The following is a 21,106-nucleotide window of genomic DNA, read 5'->3' as shown; positions in this document are numbered from 1 at the left end:
TCCTCGCACCACCGCTCACCAACCGGCCCGCTGTCCTCGGACACCAGCCCAGGCTAGGGCTCCAGGCTACCCAAACCGGGGGTTCAGACACAGGTACTAGGCCCGGAACGGGGGCGCCGACAGGCGCCCCCCGTGCGCGGCGGGCCGGGCGGCCGGCGGCGGCATCGAGCCGCCGCCGGCCGCGCTGACGCCTGCCCAACCCTGGCCCGCCATAGGACAAACCGGAAATATCAGGCCGCAGAGCCCATCAAACCCCCGCGGACTCAAAGAAAGTCCCGCGCCACGCCCAAAGATGCTGCATGACTCTCTCCCGCTGTGGGAGGATCATGACCATGAGAGATCGTCGAGGAGTGGGCGGACCCCCGCGAGGTACGCGGTACCGCGCGCCGTCCTACGATCCGTCAACCGGCGAGCCCTACCGCCCCGGCAGCAACTTCGTTCCCGCGCACGCGGTGAAGCTGCTCGGTATCTGCGAGGCGCTGGACACCTCGGTGGCCGGCTTCCTGAATGACGTGGTGGGCCTGATCGAAGTTGACCCGGAGACAGGGCGGCCGGTTGGCTGGCCGACAGCGATTCAGCTCAAGGAGGCCAGCTGATCTAACCCCGAGCCCAGCGGGCTCCTGACTGCTGCCCGGCCGTCCTGGCCGGGCGAAGTGTCAGAGTCCGTCGAGGAGTCTCAGTCGCGAAGGTGGGGACCGGACGCTGAGACCCCTTGATCCCAGATAGAGCATCGAGCGTGCTGCTGACCTAGGTCAGTGGCGGGGCTTCGTGCTGTCTCTAACACCGAGGAGCGTTGCCATCGTAGCAGCGGCCTACGGTGGCGGTACCCCCTTGCCTGAGGCTGGCGTGTCATCCGGCCTTTATCGACAAGGCGACTTTTTCTCCGCCGCCGTGCCCGAAATGCTCCCTAAGTCCGCAAACGGGCTTGGGGGCTTTAGCGTGCACACGCTAGAGTCGACCGCGCACGCTGCGACGCTGGCTCAGTTCCTCACCCTCTCCCCCCGCGCCCAGGTGCGCGCGGTGTCCGGCGAGTCCGGCCGTTGGCGCAATACGTACGGCGACACGGTGTCCGTGGACAAGGTGGACCCGGCCCGGCCGGTAGCCATGTACCTGACCCGCCGCCACCGGGGCGTCTACCGCTACGTCCTGGTCCCGCTCGACCTGGACGCGAAGCACCAGGCCGACGCCCAACAGGCCGCCACGGATGCCGAGTTGCTGGCCGCCGCCGCCGCCGCCGAGGGTATCGAGCCCGTTCCGGCCCGTTCCGGTCCGACCGGTGGCCGTCACGTCTGGCTCGGGTGCGCGGAAGGCGTGTCGAGCACGGTCGTGCAGCGGATCGCCCGCGCCGCGCGGGTGCTGGCCCCCTCGCTGGACGTCGCGCCGTTGATCAACCCGAAGTCCGGCGCCGTCCGGCCGCCGGGAGCCGCCCACCGGTTCGGCGGGTACAGCGAGCTGACCGCCCACAGCGCCGACCAGGCGGTGACGGCCCTCGGCGCCGCCTCGGCCCCGGCCGAGGCGTTCGCGCGCCTGGCCGTCCGGCTGGAGACCATGGCGGCCGGCCGTCCCGTCGAGCGCCGCCCCGAGGCCGCTCCGGAAGACGCGACGGCCGCCCCGGTGCCGCCGTCGATCGCCGCCCGGGGACCGGTCGTCCGGCCCGTCGAGCAGGACGCCACCGGAGCCCCGAAGATCGCCACCCCCTGGCGGCCCCTCGGCGAGCGGGCCGTCCGGTCCCTCCGGCGCAATCTGACGAGCCGTCAGAACCATTCGGACTGGGCGCACGCCCCGGCCAGGGCCATGGCCCTGGCCGGGTGGACACAGGCCGAGGGCCTGGCCGTCGCGCTCGACCCCGAGTCCTCCCCCGCGCTGGAATGGCTCCGCACCGAGCGGCAGGCGGACGGCACCCGGGCGCCCCGCGCGCCCGAGCAGACCACCCGACTGTGGGCGAGGGTGTGGTGGCTGGCCGTCCAGGACGCCGCCCGGATGCCGCGCAGGCCGCAGGACGACGGAGCCAGCCACGAGCGGACCGACGCCGAGCGGGCGGTCGTCGACCTGTTCGCCCGGATGCGGGCAGCCGGCCCCCGGCGGTGGGCGCGCGCGTCCGGACCGGCGGACGCCGCCGTTCTGGCCGCCCTGGCCTGGCTGATGCTCAGCGCCGCCACCACCGACGTGAGCGCCAACGTTCGCAGGCTCGGAGTCCTGGCCGGCTACACCCACCAGACCGCCAACCTGGCCCTGTGGCGGCTCATCAGGGACGGGTGGCTCACCGTCACCGCCGAGGCCGACCGCCGGGCAGGGAAGGCCCGCAGGGTCACCCTCGCCACTGCCCACGAGTGCCCGGACCACGACGGCCACCGATGCGCCATCTACGACGTCTCCGCAGGTCACGCGGGGTCTGACAGAAGGCGGAACGCCGCCGCCCCGTACGGGCCCCTCGGGGTGCCCACTACCGATGCCCCGGCCTACCTCCGGGCCCTGATCACCCACCAGCAGGCCGACGTCTGGCACGACCTCGGCCACCACGCCGCCCGCACCCTCCAGGCCGTCCGAGACCTCCCCCGCCCCACCCTCCGGGCCCTGGCGGCCGCCACCGGCTACAACACCCGCACCACGGCAGGGCACCTCCAGGACCTCCAGGGCCTCCGACTCGTCACCGCGGAGTCGCACCGGGGCCGCACCGTCTTCAAGGCCGCCAGCAGGCCCCTGCACGAGGCCGCCCAGGAGACCGGCGCGGCCGGGCGCCTGGCCGCGCTGGCGGTTCAGGCCCGCGTGGACCACGAGCGGCACGTGTGGTGGACGGCAGAGGAGGAGTGGAGCGCTCTGCCCCGCCAGGAGAAGCGCGCACGCGGACTCCGGCCGGGCCCGGACCAGCAGGTCATCCCCAGCATGGCATCGGGGGCCCGCGCCTACCCCCGGCGCCCGGACGGTCGCCCCGACCACGCCGCCGCCCGCCGCATCGAGGCCGAGCGCATCGGCGCCGCCGGCATGCTCGCTCACGCCCAGCAGCTCGCCCAGGCCGGCGACCTGATCGACCCCGCGCACCTCAGCGCCACCGGGGCCGACCAGCCGAAGAGGGGCCCCCGCCGTGGTCCGGTGCTGCCCGCCCGCCACCGCTGCCCGCACTGCCACGCGGCGCCCGGCGAACGGTGCGTCACCTGGCGCGGGGAGCTGACCGCCCGGTGGCACACTGCCCGTCGTACTGCCGCCGAGGAGACGGCCGAGGTGACACGCCGACAGCACCGCCGTAGCGCCTGACCGGCGAGCCGCCGGGGTAGACTCCCACCCACGACGAAGGCTCCGCCTCACACCGCCCTCCAGCACCTAGGAGGAAGGCGCCAGGCGAACCGAACCCAGTCGTCACCGACAGACCGGACGGCCCGCAGCAGCGAGGCACCCCCACCCGAGAGGGACGGGGGGAAACCGGGAATTCCTAGCGTGTGCACGCTAGGAATCGGTGCCAGGCGGAGAGGTCCCCGGCCGCAGTCAGCAGGCGGGGCGAAGCCCCGCCGAGCAGGACCGGCCGGCGAGACGCCGGCGATCACCCGCAGAGTTGGCAGCGCCGAATCAACTGCGCCAATTACTGGAATACTGGAAATGGTAATCCCGAAATCGAGCTATACTGAGAGGCATGACGAGGATGCGCATCGTGGTCTCGATCCCGCCGTACGCCCCGGCGCCGGGGCGCCTTGAGGCGGAGCTGACCTTCCCCGCTGCGGAGAAGCGGAGGGCGGCCGAGCACCGCAGGACGGCCGCGGATCTGGCCGGCCTGTTCGGCGTGGAGTACCGGACGCCGTGGAGGCTGACGCCGAATTGGACCGTCTACCAGGAGATGACGTACGGCACGAAGTTCGGGACGCTGGACGAGCGCCGACTGATCGTCACCGGCGCCGAACGGGCCGTCGCCCGCTACCTGGCCGCGCTCACCCGCGTGCTGGACGAGCTGGAGGCCGCCGCCACCCGCGCCGCCAGGGCGTTCGGCCGGTGGCGGCGGTCGCTGATCGCGACCCTGTCCGGGCACCTGGACTACGAGGACCCCGGCACGCTGCGGGTGCGGGCGCGGGAGTTCCGCACCCAGGTGCTCGCCCACCTCGGCGGCTACCTGCTGACCCCGCCGGCCCCGGACGCGGCCCGCCGCGACAGCGCCCGCCCCCTGTGGGAGCAGGCCGACGCCGTGGCCGCCGAGGTCTGGCACGAGCGCCCGGTGGAGCCGTGGGACGTGCCCGAGGACGAGGTGGCGTCCGTCCTGGCCGGTGCCGTCCGGGCTGTCGACCCCGTTGTACTGGTCGACGCCGACGCGGAGCCGGCCGCCGTCGACGACCAGGAGCCGGAGCCGGAAACCGCTCGACTTCCGGTCGCGGAACCGCTGTCATTCGATCGGATGACCTGCGCTTTTCCCGGCATCGCGACTACCAGAGGAGTCCCGCGTGGACACGATCGTCCTGTTCGTTCGGATCGCCGCCGTCGTAGCCTTCGTCGCCGCGCTGGCAACCCGCTACAGCGACCGGCGCAACGGCCGCTTGACGGCCGCCAGCCTGCTGCCCACGGCTCCGGTCCTGGCCGGCCTCGGCGTGCTGGCCGCGTTTGGGGCGCCGGCGCTCTACTACGCGATGATCGGGTGACGACCACCTCCCCCCTGCCCAGGAAGGCCGCCGCGTGACCGACGACCCGACCCCCGACCCGTTGGCCCACTTGGGCGGCCGCCTGGCCAACCTCGGCATCACGCTCCCCGGGCCCGGCACTGGTCCCGAGGGAGAGGACGAGGAGGCGCCGTACGGCTACTGGCCCGAGCCCTGCCGGTACTGCGGGACGCCGATCGCCCGCAAGAAGCCGGCCAGTGAGGCGGGCCGCCCGCCGGAGTACTGCGACACGAAGTGCCAGAACGATGCCAAGGCGGCGCGTGCCCGCGAGCGCAACGCCCCCGGGCTCCCCGGCCAGATTGGCCGCGTCGAGGAGACCGTGACGCGGCTTGAGCAGGTCGCTTCGGACATGCGCCTCGAACTTCGGAAGATCAACTCCCCCGAGGGGATCGAGGCGAGGTTGGCGGCTGCGCGCGCCGCCAACGCCAGCGACGTGGCCCAGGCCAATCAAACCGCCGTGCAGGCCCAGGCCGATGCCGCCGCCGCGCGCTCCGAGGCCCAGCAGGCGCACACCGATCGGGAGGCTGCGGAGGCCGCCGCTGCCCGCGACCGTGCGGCGCGCGAGGCCGCCGACGCCGCACGGGAGGACGCCCAACAGCGTGCAGCCCCGGCGTGCCGAGGCGGCCGCCGTCGAGCGCGCGGACCTGGCGGTGGCCGAGCGGGACCAGGCCCGGCAGCTCGCTGCTGCCGCCGACGCCCGCGCCGCCGACGCCCGCGCCGAACGCGACCGGGCCGAGACCCGTGCCGGCACCGCAGACGAGCAGCGCCAGCACGCCGAACGCGCCCAGGAGGCTGCCGAGCGCGAGCGGGACCCGGCGTGCCGAGGCGGCCGCCGTCGAGCGCGCGGACCTGGCGGTGGCCGAGCGGGACCAGGCCCGGCAGCTCGCTGCTGCCGCCGACGCCCGCGCCGACGCCGCCGAGGCCCGCGCGGAAAAGGCCGACGCGCGAGCGGAGAAAGCGGAGCGCCGCGCGGACGCCGCCGAGGAGGCCCGAGGCCGAGCCGAGGCCCGCGCCGACCAGGCCGAGGAGCGACGGGACAAGGCGCTCGTCGGCCTGGCAGAGATGAAGGAAACCGCCCAGGCTGAGACAGCCCGAGCCGACGCCGCCGAGGCCGAGCGTCACCGCCTCCAGCAGGAAACGGAGCGCCTGGCTGGAGAACTGCGAACGCTGCGGGAAGCCCAGGAGCCGAAGAAGCCGGCGGCGAAGAAGACCGCCGCCAGCCCCAGCCAAAAGCCTAAGGGCAAGGGCCAGGCGGGGGCGACGGCAGAGGACGAGGAAGACCCCGGGCCGATCCCCGGTCAGACCGTTGTCCCGATGCCGGGTGACGCCCAGGAAGCCTGACAGAAACCCCCTAGGGTGTGAGCCCAAGGGCGAAGCTGGAAACCCTCTTAGCTTGTGCACGCTAATGCTCGCGAAAGGGTCCCCGACCGCGGTTCCCCTCGGCGGCTGACGGAGGCCCGGGTTTCGGCCGGCCTCGGCCACACCCCGGGGGCCGGGGGCGGGGTCTTCCTCGGTGTGGACAGCTCCGCCCGATCCGGGTTCCGGGGGTTGGTCAACTCGCCGTGCTTTTTGGCGAGTTGACCAACCCCCGGGTTCCGGATAGCCCGTAGGGTGGCCACTCCGAGGGAGGGCGCGTCACCGGCGGGTGCAGCAACCACCCACCTGCCCGCACCCGACGTCCCTGCCCCGCCCCCCTTCCTTGGGCGGACCGGGGTCCGGGGCGGAGCCCCGGGGGTGAAGCCCCGGCCGTCGACGACGGCCAGGGCGACGACGGACAGCAGTCGGCCCCCGTACCGAATCGGTACGGGGGCCGACTGATTTTCCGGCTCAACCGGCGGCGGTTTCTGCGAGGCGGCGCAGGAGGTAGAGGAGACGGTCAGCGGTGCCGGGCGGGGTGGGAGTGCGGAGGTGTCCGGTGCGGGGGTCGAGGTCACCCCGCCAGGCGGCGACGGCGTGGCACGCGCTGTTGACACGACCGGTGGGCAGCAGGGAGGTGGTGCCGATCTTGAGGCGGCTGCGAGCGTCGTTCAGCGCCTTGAGGTCGGACGGGGACCAGAGGACCACGGTGCGGTCCGCGAGCAGGTTGGTGAGGTAGTCGAGGGTGGGGGCCGGGTTGACGGCGTCAGCGGGAGCGCCGGGGGTGCGGGGGCCCGTCAGCCGCACGGTGCGGCTGTAGAGGGTGGCGCCGTTGCGGTCGAGTGCGACGATGCGGGCGGCCGCCGGCGGTCGAGGAAGGCCCGAGGGCGTGGGCTCCCCCGGGATGTATTCCACGGCGAGGACGACCAGGAGGTCATCGGCCAGGAGCGCGGCGGCGGTGTCGGCAGCGTTCCGGGCCTCCTGAGCACGGGTTTTCTGACGGTCCCGAAGGCGGCGGATGTGCGCACAGGCTTCACAGACCTCCACTCCGTCGATGTACTGGCAAGGGGTTTCGGGACGGGCGCCGCACTCAGTACAGGCGCGGGAAGCGGACCGACGGGAGGCGGCTGCGGCGAGCTGGGGACCGGTGGCGGCGGTCGGCTCGGACTCGTTCACGTCGTACAGGTCCCACTCCCCCTTCCTGCCAGCGGGGTTGCGGGCCTTGATGATGGCGCGCACAGGTCCGCCGGGTTGACGAGGGAGGTCGAGGGCCGCGAGCTGCGTCGTGGTGCGCAGGTGCGCGGGCAGCTCGCCCCACCAGGTGTAGACCCTCAGCGGCGCGCTGTTGTGAACCGGAGCCATGGCCAGCCTTCCTCTTTTACCCTGCGGGATTTAGCACGCAATACGTTACCCGACCAAGCGCGTCCACTCGTGGGAATTCACTCGATTGAATGGCCGCGATCCAGTGAGGCCGCCGATAGTCAAACTGTAACAACCTTGTTTGATGGCTTAACTCATTTTACGGGCCAACGATCATGGTGATGGACTCTCGGATCACGCGGCCGAGGGTCCAGATTTGGGCTTGCAGTTCGAGTCGTCGGGCGGTGGCCTTTTTAGATCGAGAGCGGTCGGGGCCGACGAGGTGTTCGGCCCTGAGGGCGGCGACGATCGGTTCGCTGAGCCGGTAGGCCGCCAGCTGTGCGGAGTCGACGAGATCGACCGGGAGATCAAGGGCGAGCTTGTCCCCGAAGCGCTCGTCCGGGGTACCGGTTCGGCGGCCGGGCAGACGTTGCGCCGCGCGCTCTTGTGGAGTGAACGGCTCCCAGTAGCCGGCCAGCGGTTCCGCTGCCATCCGGCGGCGCATTGCTGCCGCGACCATGAGCGATTCTCCAGGCCAATTGTCGGGCCGAAGGGCCATCATTTCGATCCGAATGTGTTCGGGTGTTGGCTCATCGTCTCCGAGCCCGAGAGTGGCCCGTTGGTCGAGTAGCCAGGAGTATTCGAGGTCGGCGTGAAGCCTCGCCATCTCCCGGAGTTTGGCGGCTTGATCACGATGGACCCAGACGAAGGTGTTGGCGGCGTTTGATGGCATCTGTAACTACCTTGTTTCTTGGCACAGCGGGTGGCACCCCGGAGTTTTGGCGCCACCTACTGTGGAGTTGTCGAAGTGTCAGTCCTTGTCGGTGGCCGGGCGGGATGTGCGCGATCCCTTCGGCCGCCCGGCCGGTCGGCGGGTCGGGGTGTGAGCGCCCATCTGCTGGAGTTCCTTGTCCGTCCAGCCAGCTGCGACAGCGCTCGCGTAGGCCGCGCCGTACGCCTTTTCGATGTTGGCCAGTTCCGCGCTGACTTCCGCGTGCCTGACGATGAGTTCGGCCAGCGGACGGATGGGGTCGATCCGGGAGGCGAGGAGGTTTTGTGCCTGCTCCAGGATGGGGTTCGCGGCATCGCCGGGAGGTGTGGTCATGTCGGCATGGTAGCGCCGATCGCACGGTGGTGGCGGTCCGTTTGCCCGAGCTTGAGTGGCAAGGTGGCTGACCACTCAGCGCGGCGTCCGCCGCGCGCCGCCCTACCCCGGCACCCACCCCCAGCGGCCTCCTTCGTCGGAGCAAGTTAGTGGATAAGGTAACCTTATCCATCCTCTACGGCGGCTGGCGCTCGCTATGCTCGACCTTGTTGCCGCCGTTTTGGTCCGGGGACGGACCAAGGGATCGAGGGGTTTTGGACGAGAAGATGCCACCCGTTCGCCGTCGCGCTCGCCGCGCCGACGCTCCGCGAGACAAGCGCGTGAACCTGCGGCTCAATTCGCTGGAGTACGCCGTCCTGCTGACGGCGGCAGCGAAGAAGCATCAGCAGGTTGGCGCGTACGTCGCGGCCTCTGCCCTGGCCGTCGCGAGAGAGGAGGTCAGTCCGGCGCCGGTCGAGACTAAGGACAGGCTCCGGACGCTCGCCGAGGCGCGGGTTTCGGTGAACCGGATCGGCAACAATCTGAACCAGATTGCGCACGTGCTCAACGGCGGCGGCGAGGAGACCCCCGAGCGCCTGGCGGCGGTTCTCGCTGTGGTGGAGCGTGCGGTGGCGAGTCTGGACGCAGCGACCATCGCGACCATGCAGGGCGAGCGGTGATCCCGAAGAAGGCGGCCGCCGGCGGCAGGACGGCGGGCTTGCTCTACTACCTGTACGGGCCTGGCCGGGCGAACGAGCACACCGACCCCCACATGGTGGCCGCGTGGGATGCCGGGGTGCTTGACCCGGCGGTGAGTTCCGGGGCGACCATCCCGACGTTGGCCATGCTGCTGGACGCGCCGGTGGCCATGCTGGAGGGCAAGGCTCCGGCTCAGCACGTCTACCACGTGCCGGTGCGCAATGAGGCGGGTGATCGGCGGCTCAGCGATGAGGAATGGGCGGACGTTGCCCGCGAGATTATGGACGCGGCAGGGATCGCGCCGAAGGGCGACCCGATGGGCGCCCGGTGGGTCGCGATCAGGCACGCGGACGACCACATTCACATCGTCGCGACGCTGGCCCGCCAGGACGGCAGACCGCCGGATCTGTGGCGGGACCGAGTGAAGATGCAGGCCCGCGCCCGCGAACTGGAGGTGAGGTACGGACTGCGCCGACTCACCAGCGGCGACAAGACCGCGAGCCGGTGGCCGACCACGGCCGAGATGGAGAAGGCCAAGCGGCACGGCCGCACCGAGACGCCCCGGGAGACCCTGCGCCGAGCCGTGCGCGAGGCCGCCGCCGCAGCCGGATCGGACGAAGAGTTCTTCGCCGCGATCGAGCGCGCGGGTCTGCGATTGAACCGGCGGATGGCGCCGGACGGAACCGTGACGGGGTACTCCGTCGCGCTGCCCGGAGACCGGACCGCCCAGAGCCGCGCAGTCTGGTACTCGGGCACCCGCCTGGCCCCGGATCTCTCGCTGCCCCGCGTGCGGGAACGATGGTCGGGGACGACGGTTTCCGCAGCACCCGCACGGCCGCAGAGTCGAGCCGAAGCCTGGCAGAGGGCGGCCGCGCACGTCCACCAGGCGGCCGCGGTTCTCGGTAGCGCCGGAGACGAGGGCGGCGCCGCCGAGGTGAGAGCTCTCGGGGATTTCCTGGCAACCTTTGCGGCTCAGGCCCCGGCCGAAGTGCGGGACGAGCTACGTGCGGCAGCGACGGCCTACGAGCGGGCCGGCCGAGCACCGACGAGCCGCAGACTCGACACCGCCGCAGCGACCCACCTCCGGACCGCCGCTCAGCTCGTCGCCCTTGGGGCAGCGGTGGCGGCGGACGGTGGAGAGAGCACCGCCGCGCTCGCCCTGCTGGTCGCCGCCGCCCTGGCGGTGACCGCCGCCATGCGGTGGCACCAGGCCCGCCAGCACGCCGCCCAGGAGCGCGCCGCCGCCCAGGCTGGGAGCCACCTGCGGGCAGCAACCGAAATCGCCTACGGCGCCGCCGGCCGCCGCAGCGCCACGAGGGCCAGCAACAAGCGCGCGGCACCGGAGCCGTTCGCCGCCGAGCTGACGGCGAGGTACGAGCAGGCCGTTCGGACGGCGATTCCGGCCCTGGCGGACCGGGTGCTCAGCGAGGAGGCATGGCCCGCCCTGGCGGCGGTCCTGCGCCAGGCCGAGACTGCTGGCTACGACCCCGGCCGGGTGCTCGCCGAAGTGGCAGCGATCCGGAGTTTCGGGGACGCCGACAGCGCCGCCGAGGTTTTGGTGTGGAGGCTCGGGCGACGGATGGACGAGGACGCCCGCAGCGCGTCCGCCGTGGCCGGTCAGCCGACCGTCACCGCACTGTCCCCGCCATCGAACATCACGCCGGAAGCACCAGCGGCCGCCTCGCTGAACGGCGAGCCCGAGGCGTCCACAGCAGGGGACGGACAGGCTGTCGTCTGGCGGATCGCGCACTCGGAGTTCAACAACGACGTGTTCGTGAGCAAGGTCGACGGCGAGGAAACCGGGGTGCTCCCGGCCGGGGTCGACCCGCAGGTTTTTGCCCGCGCTCGGTTCGACTTCTTCGCATCGAGCGGGGGCTACACCGACTCGACCAGCGAGGTCTACCTCTACGCGGCCGAGCGAGGCCCCGATGGTCGGCGCGTGCTGCTCGCCCGATTCGAACCGCCGAAGAAGCCGGCCACGACCGCGCCGACCCCCGCCGCGCGGACAGCCGCAGCCCGGCAGCGCACAGAGGACGTGCGGTTGGGCGGAGCGGAGTCGCCGACCTTCGGGACTGTCGTCCGCAGCGCGGTGCCGGACCACGCAGCCCAGGTCATGGCGGACCCCGCCTCGGCGACGCTGACCGCCTACCTGATCAAGGCAGCCGGGGAAGGGCACGACCCAGCGGCACTGCTCGCCGAGGTGGCCGGTGCCCGAGACCTCGGCGACGCGGCGAGCGTTGCCCAGGTGTTGACCTGGCGTCTGCAAGGCCGGCTGCGGCGGGCACCGGAAACACCTGCGCGTGCGGTCGCGCGCAGGGCCACCAGGCCGCCGGTGCGGCCGACCGGTCCCGCCCGTCTTCCGGGCGAGCAGTCGGCTGCGGAGAGGGCCGCACAGGAGGCCGCCCGGAGGCGGGGCCAATCCCCCGGGCCACGGCGGTAGGTGACGCGAGAAAAGGGCCGCCCCGGACGAGTGAAACCCGGCGCGTCGGGGCGGCCCAGCCGCTAGCGTCGTCAGTGCACCGACCCCAGAAAACTGGGGGCAGATTCTCGCGAGAGGTGACGCAGATGAGCGAAACCCATCCGATGGAAGCGGCGTCCGCCCAGACCGGGCAGACGGCCGCCGCCGCACTCCAAATTTTGATCATGGCCGCGCAGGCGATTCGGGAGGACCACCAGCGCAAGCAGCCCCCGGCGTCGGGGCCGCTGCCGCCGGTCGCCCAGCAGTCCCCCGACCAGCACCAGCGGTACGCTGACATGGTGAGGGCCACGGTGCAGCCGCCCGCCGTCGCGCAGGCGATGGTGACCTCCCCGCAATGGCCGCAGCTCGCCACTGAGCTGGGCCGGCTGGAGGGGGCGGGCGTCAACGTGCAGCAATTCCTGTCGTCGGCGGCCCCGGTGATCGCCCGCGTCGACGCCGAGGTCCGGGCGCTCGCCACCGTCCAGGCCGCGCCCGCGCGGGGCCAGGACAAGAGCCTCGGCGAGAGGATCGGGGAGATCATCAGGAAGGCCGTCGACGGCATCGCCGAAGGCTGGGCGAAGCTCACCGGCAAGGACAGGCCGACCACGGCGGTCCCAACCCGGGTCGGCGCCGAGGTGCTGGCGGTGATGACCGCGCGCGACGCGATCGCCGATCAGCGGGTGGTCGCGGAGTTGGTCAACTCCGAGCGGTGGCCGGCCATCGTGGAGCAGATGCAGGGTGCCCACGCCGCCGGGCACAACCCGGCCGCAGCCCTGGCGGGAGTTCCGCAGCGCATCCAGCAGGCGGCGGCGGCCGGCATCACACTGTCGGCGACCGAGGCCGCTCAGGGGCTACTGACCGAGCAGGCCAAGGCCCCGGCGGCGGCGAACTTCGCCACCGCGGCCGCCTCGGCGTCGGTTTCTCCGCAGGCGCCGGCCGTTTCGACGACGGCCGGCGCCGCCCCCGCAGCGACCGCGACGGCGAGCACCCCGGCGACCCCGGCCAACAACGCGGCTGCGGCCGCCGCCACGGCGACGTCCACCACGTCCACCCCAGGGGCGACCCCCGCGCAGGGCCCGGCAGCAGCCCGAACCACCCCGAACGCCCCCGCCGTCAACGTCTCGCACGGCCGGGGGCGGTGACGAGGTGACCGTAGACGCCAGCACCATGGCCCGGATGAGAGTCGAGTTCGCCGGGCTGCTGCCGCACTTCGCCGGCGGCGAGTCCCATGCTGGACTAGCGGCGGTTGATCGGCTGATCGACCAGTTCGGGGCGGCCGCCGTCGGCGCTCTGGTCGAGGAGCTGGAGACCCCGACCGTCCGCATCACGGACCGGTGGTGAGCCAAGAGATGGAGGAGACCACCACCGACCTGCGGCAGGAGGCCGCGACGTCCCGCAGCGTCGACCACCTGTCGACGGCGGACGCCGCCCTCGGCGAAGCCGACGCCGCACGCGGCCGGGCCGCAGAGGCAGCAGCCCGCCGGGACCTCGGCACCGCCGGAGCCGAGTGGAGCGACGCCGCCGGGCTGGACGGCCAGGCCGCCGCCAACGTCGACATGGCCGCAGTCGAGGCGCGCGCCGAGGCCGCCGTGACGACGTCGACCACGGTCCAGGCCACGGCCGCGCGCGGCCCCGCGCCGGGCAGCTCTGCGACGCCCGCGCCGCAGGGCCGGGCACCGGCACCCGCGCCCGCAGCGGCACCGCGCCGCACCCGCTAACCCTCTCCGACGCCCGGCCGGGAAGCCCCCCGGCCGGGCGTTGAGTGTTCCCGCCCGGGGGCCGGCGAAGGCCCGCCGGCCGCCCCAAATGCACAACGTGAAGGGCCCTCGGGGACGTACCCCGAGGGCCCTTGGCGTGTGCACGCTAATTCAGTGGACGAGTGGCGCGTCGATCAGCATGTGCTGTGGCCGGTCCGGCATCGTCATGCAGGCGACGAACGGCCCAGCAGGAGAACGGAGTTGGGCGATCATGGGGTCTAGATGATCACGGTGCCAGACGGACGGCCCGGTGAGCCCGCACACCTTCGGATCGGTCAGCTCTTGCCACGCGAGCCAGCAGGCGTGCAGGCGGGCCACGGCGGCGGGGTGCAGCTGCCAGCTCGCGCACCAGGGCGCCGAGGACGAGACCTCGGAGAGGTAGGTGGGCACCAGGAACTCGTTCACCCAGAACCTCAGTGCGCCGAGTTCGCCCAAGTAGGCGTCACCGGCGAGCCGCATGATGAACGGCGGGGCGGAAGGGGCTTCCTTCTTCTTCCCCGCTCCGTCCCCGGACTCGGCGAGCCGGGCGTCCAAGTCGGCTACGGCGTCGCCGAGTTCGCCCAGTTGCCTGGTGTTGGACTCCAGCTGAGTGGCGAAGTCCGTGATCGTGCCGTCCAGCTCGTTGAGCTTGGCCTTGGCGTCCTCCAGGTCCTCGGCGACGGCAGCGAGCGGCGGTGTGGTGTCGGTGCTCACAGCGCCATCGCCTTTTGTGCGGCGCGGTCGGTGATGGCCTGGACCTCGGCCTTGGTGGCGGCGCTCAGCTCGGCGGCGCCGGGGTCGAGGTACCAGGGGCGAAGCCGCACCAGGGCGACGCGCGCGCCGGTGACCAGCAGCAGCGCGCGCCCCTTGGGCAGGGCGCGAACCTGTGCGGCGTCCATGATCCTCTCCTTCCGGCGGGAGACGCTGACGCTCCGCCCGCCGGAGCCGTGCGAGATGCTGGATTCGGTGACCTTGTGGTCTCCGATCAGTCGGCTGATGTCCTCGGCGAAGTCGGGGTCATCGAGGCCGGCGCCGAGAACCTTGACGGTCGCGGCGGACCACATCGCGTCCATGCCCGCCTCTCCCCAGACCCGTACGCCCTGCCGGTAGCTCTGGAGGATGGTCAGCAGGTTGACCCCGCGCGAGCCGAGGTGGCTGTACAGACTGGGGAGGTCTTCGATCCGGCAGACGTTCGCCGCTTCGTCCAGGACCGCGACGAGGGGGGCGTCCAGACGGCCGCCCGCCTGCTCGGCCGCCGACATGCCCGCCCTGAGCACGGAGTCCGCGACGGCGGCGATCACCCCCGCCGCAGATCCACCGCCGTCCTTGGACAGCAGGTAGAGGGTGTCACGGCCGCGAACGAACGTCTCCGGGCGGAACTGCGGGGTGTCGGGGTCCGGGGTCACCCACTCCAGGATCGCGGGATCGAGGAGGCAGGCGACGCACTGACGTGCCGTCTCATAGATGCCGTCCCTGGTGTCCTGTGCCCCGGCGACCGTGCTCGCGAGCTGCTGCGCGAGGGCGGTCTTCCCGGCGGCCTTGAGGGCGGAGACCGGGGAGCGGTCGGCGGGCGTGGACAGCCAGGCCAGCACGTCCGCGAGACTGGCGCCGGAGAGGGCGGCGGCGTGGAACAGAGCGGTGAGCAGGTTCCGTGCCGCGTTCATCCAGAAGTCGCCCCGGTTGCGCTCATCGACGGTGGCGGCAATGAAGTGGCCGGCGAGCCGACCGGCGCCTTCGACGGTGCCAGCCAGGGCGAGGAGGTCAACCCACATCTCCCGGTCGCTGTAGGCGATCCCCTGCGGGTCGAACGTCCAGGGCTTGCCGACCTCGGCGCGCTTGGCCTTGGTGGTCGCGTACACGTCGGGCTTGTTGCTGGTGAGCAGGACCGCTCCGGGCGACCTGATCACGGCCTGCACCGCGAGCGCGGTGGACTTCCCGGCCCGGGGTGCCATGACGGCGAGGCCGACGTCCTCCCAGCTCGACCGCAGCTCAGGCCCGCCGGCGGAGTCGAGGTCCCCCACCAGCAGCCCCGCGTCATCGGGGGCGATGTGCTCCACCTCGGCGAGCGAGGGCCGCAGCTGGCGGGCACGCGCGGCTACCGCCTTCGGGGTGAGCGCCGCCATGTCACGCACGCTCGCGAACCCGGGCCGGTGGGAGAAGTACCGGCGCCAGACCACCCAGCCGACGACGCCGACGAGCGCGAGGACCAGGACCAGGAGGACGGACATGCCCACCGCGGCCGCCGTCTCGTGCCCCGGCCACAGGCGGGCGGGTCCGCCGCCGACGAGGTCGAACAGGGACTTCACGGTGAAGGCCGGCGGCGCCCAGCCGCCGCCGACCAGCAGCACGCCGAGCGTCCCGCCGATCCAGGCGCCGACGTACAGGGCGCCGCCGCCGAAGATGACTCCGAGGATCGCCAGCGGGGCGGCGATCCCGGCCTGTCCCCTGCTCTCATTCACTGCTGGTCCTCCGTCGCATCGCGGTGTCGGTGTCGTACATCCGGATCTCTGCCTCGGTGAGGTCGAGTCTGGCCGGTGAACCGGCCCGTGTGCCGATCTTGATCAGGTATTTGCCCCGGCCGGGGTGGCGTTGGGTGGTGCCGTCAACCCCGGTGATGCCCGGGGCACTCCACGAGCCGACCAGCGCGATCTCTTCGGAGGTCAGCGGCTTCTGACCGTTGACCCGCTCCAGTTCACCGCGCGAGAGCGCGCCCAGTACCAGCGAGTCACAGCGCTCCATCAGGCCGAGCGCCTTGGCGCGGTCCTCCGGGGTGGACAGCGACTCGGGGTCGCGCAAGGAGTGCGTCACGAACAGCGTGACCTCTCCCTTTGCCCGGTTGAGCCTGGTCATGGCGTCCATGGCGTCGACCATGCCCGGTCCCGCGCGCAGGGCCCGCCACATCTCGTCCAGCGGGAGGACGAGGGGGCGGTCCATCATGCCGAGCGCCCTGGCCGAGTCGATCGCCCCGTAACTGTAGGACCAGGTGGCCAGCAGGCCGGTGGCCACGACCTGATCGCCAGCGGTCAGCAGGCTGGAGAGGTCGACCGACACCGCCGGGGCCGTCAGGTCGAGGGGACGGGTCGTCGGCCCGTCGAACAGTCCGGCCAGCGGGCCGGCGCACAGGTTCTCCAGGGCCAACGTCACCTCCCTGACCTGGGCCCTGTAGTCGTCCACGGTGTCCACCAGCAGCCGCGACCAGAGTTCGGCCGGCCCCTCGCGCAGCACCGCCACGACGTCCGGCACCACCGGATCGTCCGCGAGCCGTTCGGCGACCATCGAGACGGCGGCGCCGACCACGTTGGACTCGGCGGCGGTCGGGCGGCGGCCGAGACCGTGGGGCGTCGCCAGGAGCGCGTGAAGCAGCTCCGCCCGCCGACCGTTGATTTCGGCCAGAAGCGTTTCGCGCTGGTCGGGCCGCAGTCCAGCCAACTTGCCCCGCAGCGGCCCGCTGTCCAACGGGTTGATCTTGTCGAGTCCGCGCCCGATCCGGACGACCTGGCCGCCCAATCCCTCCACCAGGACCCTGTACTCCCCCTTCACGTCTCCGGGAACGAGGATCATGAACCCGTACGACGAGTAGACCAGGCAAATCCTTTTGACCAGCGCCGACTTACCGCATCCTGGCTGTCCCTGAACCCAGACGCCGGGGTTTTGGACCAGCCTCCCGACCCAGCCGGCCGGGTCGAAACACACCAGCTCGTTGGTCAAGAGGTCTGGACCAATTGGGATGCCCTCGGTCGGCAGAGGGGCACCCAGAACGTACGGGAAAATCCCGGCAACCTCATCCGTCGTACCGAGGTAGACGGCGCCTCGGTCAACATGCGCCGCACGGCCGGAAGCGGCCCCCGGCCATCCCTTCCGAGGGGCCACTACACGCCGGTTGAGCTGCCACGGGGTAGGCTCCGCCGCAGCGGCGGGGGTCCCGGCTTCGTCGAAAAGCCGGGAACCCCGTCGCGCGCCGCGCTTCGTCTTGCGCACGGTGTCTCCTTTCCTTCCTGGCCGTCAGGCCGCGAGCGGGTGGACGCCGACCGGCAGGCCGGCCGCGAACGCCGCCGCCTGGCTGTGGTAGGCGAACCTGAACCGCAGCCCGCCGGACTTCTTGGCGATCTGCTCGACTTCCCGCTTCGCCGCCTCCAGGTCCTCCGGGCGTGCGGTGGTCGTCACGTGGATGGTCCACTGCACGAGCCCGGCACCGTGCGCCTCCTGATGCGCGGTGCGGTCGGCCGCCTCGGCGTCCGCGCGCTCACGCCGGGTGGTGCTGCGGCGGGTCTGCGTGCGGTACTCCTGGCGGGCGTCAGAGGCGTTGACCTCTCGCTGCACCACCGCGGCCGCTTCCTCGGTCGGCAGCACGCGGTAACCGATCGTGATCCTCCGGCTGAACCTGCCGGGGGCGAGGAGTGGCAGCAGCACGGAGTACGGGACCGCCTTGCGCGGTGCTTCGCGCAGGACCCAGGTCACCGACGAGTAGCCGTCGTGGTCGTACCGGGTCTGCCAGTCGTCCGCAGCGACGGGGCCAGCCTCATCCCAGGTCAGTTCGGCGATCTCTGCGGCGGGGGCGTCCAGTTCGTGAGGACGGAACGCGCCGCGCACGATGCGGATCAGGTCCGTGTCGGTTGCCCGCCGGAGCACGTCCGCGCCGGCGCCGCCGAGGTCCACGCCGTCCAGGCACCGAAGCGCCTCGGCGGCGGCCTCGGCCGGGGTTGAGGGCTTCTCCGCCGCCTTGGCCGGGTTCATCACGAGGGTGAACCAGGCCGCCATCGTGGCACTGGCCCGAGGGGTGGCATCCACCAGCTCGCGCAGGGTCGCCTTCGCGAGGGCCGGTGCACCGGAGGCCATCCGCTCCCGCGCGTGATCGGCGAGCGCCGCCCCGGAGGCGGGGGTGATCTGCATCGTCACGGTGGCGGCGTCCACCGCGTCCTCATCAGCGAGACGGGCCAGGGTGTCAGCCCAGGACGACACCTGACTCTCAGCCTGGCCCCGGGCCGACAGCAGCGTGCCGTTCGGCGACAGCAGCAGGGTGGCAGCGAACTGCCCGGTGGCCTGGTTCCAGATCAGCCCGGCACGACCGCCGCCGCTGCCGGTGTCCTCCACCCGCAGCAGCTTGGTGGGCGCGAGCACGCCGGGCAGGTCGAGCACCCGGGGGTGCGGCAGGTAGAGGCCCCGGTACGACGTCTCACCGCGCCAGTGCGCCCACTGCCAGCGCACGCGGCCCACCGCCAGATCCAGCAGCGGCATCCCATGCCGCTGCCAGCACGCCAGGGCGATGACGACCAGGGCGACGGGCACCGTGACGACGAGCGTCGTCATCCCCGCCGCGTTGACGATGAAGATCGGCAGCAGGATCGCGACGACGACAATCACGGTCTGACCCGTGTTCAGCAGGCCGATGCCCATCGTCTTGCTCTTGCGCCACCCGCCGTACAGCCTCGCCGGTGTCTGCTGTGTGGTGCTCACGGATTCTGGCTCCCTTCGCTCATGGTGCTTCCGGCGCCCTTGGCGGCCTGGCGGCCGGCTTCCGCCGCGACGATGGCGACGTTGACGCCGCCGGTTGACCGGGGCGCCGCAGCGGCGTTCGGCGTGCTGCCGGACCCGCCGGGCCCGCCGCCGTCCGCTCCGGTGGTCGAGGCCGAGGACGAGCCGCCGTCCTGGCCGCCCTTCCCCTTCCCCTGGTCCTGGCCCTGGCGGGTCTGCTGGGGAACGCCGCCGCCGTCCTGGCCCATGGCGCCGCCGGCCTTGTCCTTGGCCGCCTGGACGGCGCCAACACCGGCAGCAGCGGCCGCCGTTGCGGGGTTCGCGGCAGCCGCAGCGGTGCCACCGCCGCCGGCCGGGCCGCCCTTGGCCATCGCTGCTGCGTGGTTCACGGCGGAGGCCGGCTCACCGCCGCCACCGCCGCCACCACCACGGCTCATCATCACCGACGACGCGACGCCGGAGAGTGCGCCTGCGAATCCGCCGGCCGTCGCCCCGGCGGTCGCTGCCCCGAGCGGTGCGAAAAGCCCCATCAGGGATTTCAGGGCGATCACGGAAAGCGCCAGCGTCACCAGGCCGCGCATCCAGTCGACCAGTGCAGTGGAGTTCTGCATTTCGACGAAACCGGCGCAGATAATCAGCGCCGCACACGGCTTGTAGGCGATCACCGTGAAAATCGAGGTGTAGAGCCGGGGGAGCCATTGCCGTGACTTCTCGCCACCGATCTGGCCCGACCCCGCGATGGGCAGCAAAAGCGCTTGAATCGGAATCGCAGCCTGACGGACGAACAGCATGCAGAACTGCACTACCCCGATCAGCGCCACAATGAGTGCCATCAGCAGCAGCGCGAAGGGGTTGAAACCGCCGACAGGAATCAGCATTTTGATCATTTTGTCGCTCAGCACGTCCGTACCGTCAAAGGCGCCGTCGACGATGGCGACGGTGAGTTGATCGGAGGCCAGGAGCATGGAGTCAATGACCACGACGCCGACTGTGCAGACCAGGGCATTGACTACGAGGCCCTTCACCGCGTCGGCCAGCGGTTTCCCCTTGCGCTGGACGATCGCGCGGATGCCCTGGCCCATCACCAGGAGCACGGCGATCATCTGGCCGACACCCAGGCAGATCGCTTGCAGCGAGAACTTCACCGTTCCGCCGCCCTCGGTTTTGACGTCCTTTGTCGCCATGACTCCGGAGTCCTTGACCTGGACGCTCGGTGTGGTGAGCCACCAGGTGAGGGAGGTTTTGACGATCTGATTCGCGAAATCCTTCGCACCGTCAGCCATCGGCTTTACGACGGTGCTTTCCAGTGCATCGGAGACGGCTTTTTTGCCCGCGTCGACGACGGCCCCCGCCCCTTCGGCGAGCTTTTTGGCGCCCTGGCATCCGAGCTTTCCTGCCTCGGTGTTGCCGCCGACGAGGGGCGTCAGGATCGCCGAACAGGCGCCCTTGGGGACAATGTCCCACTTAGGCGCCGCCGAGGCAGAGGACATTGGCAGGAGAAGAGCCAGCGACAGGACGGCTAGCAGAATTCGGCCGACCCTCATCGGGCGTCGCCTTCCTGAATCGCCCGCCACCCGGCCGAGTTGAAGGCGGGGTTGCCGAGGTCGAACGGTTCCGGCGCCTTGCCCGGGTTCCCGGCCTTGGTGTGCCAGTCCCCCTCGCTCCAGACGATCGGCGACAGGACGGAGATCAGGTGCGTCGTGTCGGGCGAGCCGTTGCCGGTGGAGTAGGTGACCCGGGCGAGGACGGCCACGTTGACCTCATCGGCGCTGACCGGGGTCCACTGGACGCCGATCACGGCCGGTGCCAGGCGGGCGCCGGGGGGCAGGTCCCCGGTGCGGGGCAGGCCGGCCGAGGCCCGGGATTCCTCGGTGGACTGCCGGGCCAGCTCGCGCATCGCCGCGAGGTCGGCGGACGCCGAGTAGACGCCGGCGGCGCGTTCGGCTGCGGTGGGGTCCCAGGTCCACCCGGAGCGGACCGCCGCGACGGCGACGGCGGCGGCACCTTCCGGGGTGTGGGCGAACTGGACGGGCAGGCCGTCCCGCTTGGTGGCGCCCGCAGGCAGGTTGACCCAGATCGTGGGTGCGGTGTAGGTCGTGGCCGGGGCCTCGGTGGGCAGGGGCACCGGGGTACCCGAGGCGGCGGGGGCGACGGCGGGCGTGGTCGGTGCGGCCGCCGGCTTCGGGTCGTCCCGGCCGAGGACCAGGGCGACCACGCCGCCGACGAGGATCAGGACCAGGGCGACCAGGCCGGCGATGATCCGGCGCATCCGCCGTTGTGCAGCGTGCTGGAGTTCCAGGGTCATCGG

At 71.9% G+C, this 21,106-nt stretch carries 18 protein-coding genes; 9 read left to right on the top strand and 9 right to left on the bottom strand.

All coding sequences use genetic code 11. The annotated features are described in order from the left end of the window. The first annotated feature begins 326 nt into the window (after positions 1 to 326). The 4 genes from IH61_RS0136640 (at position 327) to IH61_RS0136620 (ending at position 5,975) form a co-directional block, all read left to right on the top strand. Positions 327 to 596 carry a hypothetical protein gene (locus IH61_RS0136640; RefSeq protein ID WP_158845739.1) on the top strand — a complete coding sequence of 90 codons (270 nt, stop codon included), beginning with the start codon at positions 327 to 329 and terminating at the stop codon, positions 594 to 596. Positions 597 to 939: 343 nt separating this feature from the next. Then, positions 940 to 3,252 carry a hypothetical protein gene (locus IH61_RS0136635; RefSeq protein WP_158845736.1) on the top strand — a complete coding sequence of 771 codons (2,313 nt, stop codon included), beginning with the start codon at positions 940 to 942 and terminating at the stop codon, positions 3,250 to 3,252. Positions 3,253 to 3,625: 373 nt separating this feature from the next. Beyond that, positions 3,626 to 4,654 carry a hypothetical protein gene (locus IH61_RS0136630; RefSeq protein WP_031078072.1) on the top strand — a complete coding sequence of 343 codons (1,029 nt, stop codon included), beginning with the start codon at positions 3,626 to 3,628 and terminating at the stop codon, positions 4,652 to 4,654. A gap of 721 nt (positions 4,655 to 5,375) precedes the next feature. Then, the gene (locus IH61_RS0136620; protein ID WP_031078070.1) at positions 5,376 to 5,975 is read left to right on the top strand and encodes a hypothetical protein; all 600 of its coding nucleotides are present in this window, start codon (positions 5,376 to 5,378) and stop codon (positions 5,973 to 5,975) included. A gap of 486 nt (positions 5,976 to 6,461) precedes the next feature. Here the strand turns inward: IH61_RS0136620 and IH61_RS0136615 are convergent, their stop codons facing one another. The 3 genes from IH61_RS0136615 to IH61_RS0136605 form a co-directional block, all read right to left on the bottom strand. Continuing rightward, positions 6,462 to 7,352 carry a hypothetical protein gene (locus tag IH61_RS0136615; protein ID WP_031078068.1) on the bottom strand — a complete coding sequence of 297 codons (891 nt, stop codon included), beginning with the start codon at positions 7,350 to 7,352 and terminating at the stop codon, positions 6,462 to 6,464. Between the two features lie 157 nt (positions 7,353 to 7,509). Further along, positions 7,510 to 8,082 carry a hypothetical protein gene (locus IH61_RS0136610; protein WP_031078066.1) on the bottom strand — a complete coding sequence of 191 codons (573 nt, stop codon included), beginning with the start codon at positions 8,080 to 8,082 and terminating at the stop codon, positions 7,510 to 7,512. 78 nt (positions 8,083 to 8,160) lie between these two features. Beyond that, a complete protein-coding gene (locus IH61_RS0136605) occupies positions 8,161 to 8,454 on the bottom strand; it encodes a hypothetical protein (RefSeq protein ID WP_031078065.1) in 294 nt (97 codons plus the stop codon). Positions 8,455 to 8,708: 254 nt separating this feature from the next. Here IH61_RS0136605 and mobC point away from each other — a divergent pair, with 254 nt between their 5' ends. The 5 genes from mobC to IH61_RS0136580 all read left to right on the top strand — a co-directional run bounded on the left by mobC (position 8,709) and on the right by IH61_RS0136580 (position 13,308). Continuing rightward, positions 8,709 to 9,113 (top strand): plasmid mobilization relaxosome protein MobC, encoded by a 405-nt coding sequence (mobC, locus tag IH61_RS0136600; RefSeq protein WP_078911672.1) that lies wholly within the window; start codon positions 8,709 to 8,711, stop codon positions 9,111 to 9,113. Continuing rightward, positions 9,110 to 11,572, top strand: a complete 2,463-nt coding sequence (locus tag IH61_RS0136595; RefSeq protein ID WP_051838649.1) for a relaxase/mobilization nuclease domain-containing protein — start codon at positions 9,110 to 9,112, stop codon at positions 11,570 to 11,572. The genes mobC and IH61_RS0136595 overlap by 4 nt, the downstream gene beginning before the upstream one ends. A 125-nt stretch (positions 11,573 to 11,697) precedes the next feature. Then, positions 11,698 to 12,732 carry a hypothetical protein gene (locus IH61_RS0136590; RefSeq protein ID WP_031078058.1) on the top strand — a complete coding sequence of 345 codons (1,035 nt, stop codon included), beginning with the start codon at positions 11,698 to 11,700 and terminating at the stop codon, positions 12,730 to 12,732. Between the two features lie 34 nt (positions 12,733 to 12,766). Further along, a complete protein-coding gene (locus IH61_RS0136585) occupies positions 12,767 to 12,931 on the top strand; it encodes a hypothetical protein (protein WP_158845733.1) in 165 nt (54 codons plus the stop codon). Continuing rightward, positions 12,928 to 13,308 carry a hypothetical protein gene (locus IH61_RS0136580; RefSeq protein WP_158845729.1) on the top strand — a complete coding sequence of 127 codons (381 nt, stop codon included), beginning with the start codon at positions 12,928 to 12,930 and terminating at the stop codon, positions 13,306 to 13,308. Before IH61_RS0136585 ends, IH61_RS0136580 begins: the two co-directional genes overlap by 4 nt. 150 nt (positions 13,309 to 13,458) lie before the next feature. Here the strand turns inward: IH61_RS0136580 and IH61_RS49280 are convergent, their stop codons facing one another. From IH61_RS49280 to IH61_RS0136550, 6 genes are read right to left on the bottom strand one after another with little or no spacing between them, the layout of a single operon-like run. After that, on the bottom strand, positions 13,459 to 14,040 hold the full coding sequence (locus tag IH61_RS49280) for a DUF4913 domain-containing protein (RefSeq protein ID WP_051838648.1): 582 nt from the start codon (positions 14,038 to 14,040) through the stop codon (positions 13,459 to 13,461). Next, a complete protein-coding gene (locus IH61_RS0136570) occupies positions 14,037 to 15,785 on the bottom strand; it encodes a type IV secretory system conjugative DNA transfer family protein (protein WP_051838647.1) in 1,749 nt (582 codons plus the stop codon). Before IH61_RS0136570 ends, IH61_RS49280 begins: the two co-directional genes overlap by 4 nt. Next, positions 15,778 to 17,304 (bottom strand): ATP-binding protein, encoded by a 1,527-nt coding sequence (locus tag IH61_RS0136565; RefSeq protein ID WP_031078048.1) that lies wholly within the window; start codon positions 17,302 to 17,304, stop codon positions 15,778 to 15,780. The genes IH61_RS0136570 and IH61_RS0136565 overlap by 8 nt, the downstream gene beginning before the upstream one ends. 24 nt (positions 17,305 to 17,328) lie before the next feature. Continuing rightward, positions 17,329 to 18,780 carry an SCO6880 family protein gene (locus tag IH61_RS0136560; protein ID WP_051838646.1) on the bottom strand — a complete coding sequence of 484 codons (1,452 nt, stop codon included), beginning with the start codon at positions 18,778 to 18,780 and terminating at the stop codon, positions 17,329 to 17,331. After that, the gene (locus tag IH61_RS0136555; protein WP_158845726.1) at positions 18,777 to 20,288 is read right to left on the bottom strand and encodes a hypothetical protein; all 1,512 of its coding nucleotides are present in this window, start codon (positions 20,286 to 20,288) and stop codon (positions 18,777 to 18,779) included. Before IH61_RS0136555 ends, IH61_RS0136560 begins: the two co-directional genes overlap by 4 nt. Positions 20,289 to 20,338: 50 nt before the next feature. Further along, entirely contained in the window at positions 20,339 to 21,103 is a 765-nt protein-coding gene (locus IH61_RS0136550) for a hypothetical protein (protein ID WP_158845723.1), read from the bottom strand. Between the last annotated feature and the right edge of the window lie 3 nt (positions 21,104 to 21,106).

It is taken from the genome of Streptomyces sp. NRRL WC-3742, assembly GCF_000720635.1.
Lineage (GTDB): Bacteria > Actinomycetota > Actinomycetes > Streptomycetales > Streptomycetaceae > Kitasatospora.
Note: the sequence above shows the minus strand (reverse complement) of the source record. Positions and strands in the feature narration are given on the sequence as shown.

Excerpts from the sequence above, each read along its gene's own strand:
- IH61_RS0136640 (WP_158845739.1), top strand. The coding sequence starts at position 327 with ATGACCATGAGAGATCGTCGAGGAGTGGGCGGACCCCCGCGAGGTACG.
- IH61_RS0136630 (WP_031078072.1), top strand. The coding sequence starts at position 3,626 with ATGACGAGGATGCGCATCGTGGTCTCGATCCCGCCGTACGCCCCGGCG.
- IH61_RS0136615 (WP_031078068.1), bottom strand. The coding sequence starts at position 7,352 with ATGGCTCCGGTTCACAACAGCGCGCCGCTGAGGGTCTACACCTGGTGG.
- IH61_RS0136610 (WP_031078066.1), bottom strand. The coding sequence starts at position 8,082 with ATGCCATCAAACGCCGCCAACACCTTCGTCTGGGTCCATCGTGATCAA.
- IH61_RS0136605 (WP_031078065.1), bottom strand. The coding sequence starts at position 8,454 with ATGACCACACCTCCCGGCGATGCCGCGAACCCCATCCTGGAGCAGGCA.
- IH61_RS0136590 (WP_031078058.1), top strand. The coding sequence starts at position 11,698 with ATGAGCGAAACCCATCCGATGGAAGCGGCGTCCGCCCAGACCGGGCAG.
- IH61_RS0136585 (WP_158845733.1), top strand. The coding sequence starts at position 12,767 with ATGAGAGTCGAGTTCGCCGGGCTGCTGCCGCACTTCGCCGGCGGCGAG.
- IH61_RS0136555 (WP_158845726.1), bottom strand. The coding sequence starts at position 20,288 with ATGTCCTCTGCCTCGGCGGCGCCTAAGTGGGACATTGTCCCCAAGGGC.
- IH61_RS0136550 (WP_158845723.1), bottom strand. The coding sequence starts at position 21,103 with ATGACCCTGGAACTCCAGCACGCTGCACAACGGCGGATGCGCCGGATC.